This is a genomic window from Mesorhizobium sp. M3A.F.Ca.ET.175.01.1.1, assembly GCF_004791945.1.
Taxonomy (GTDB): Bacteria; Pseudomonadota; Alphaproteobacteria; order Rhizobiales; family Rhizobiaceae; genus Mesorhizobium.
Map to the genome: position 1 here is coordinate 1 of NZ_SRTP01000422.1, position 282 is coordinate 282.

At 60.6% G+C, this 282-nt stretch carries 1 protein-coding gene; it reads right to left on the minus strand.

Annotation, left to right across the window (positions count from 1 at the left end):
• Nucleotides 1–75 precede the first annotated feature (75 nt).
• Nucleotides 76–282: ABC transporter permease (locus EN818_RS32260; RefSeq protein ID WP_189524027.1), on the minus strand; the 207-nt coding region annotated here is incomplete at its 5' end.

Below are 282 nucleotides of genomic sequence, written 5' to 3' on the forward strand. Positions count from 1 at the left end.
CGGACCGAAAGCACGATTTCGCTTTCATCCGCGTCCTGCGCCGTCTGGACCCCGTTGCCGCTTGCGCCTGCCATCTCAGAACTCGATCGCTGCGTAGAACATGGCGAAGAGCCCGTCGAGGATGATGACGACGAAGATCGATTTCACCACCGAAGCGGTGACATGCAGGCCGAGCGATTCGGCGCTGCCGCCGACTTTCATGCCCTCGACAGACGCAATGATGCCGATGATCAGGGCCATGAACGGCGCCTTGATCAGGCCGGCGAAGATGGTGCTGAGATC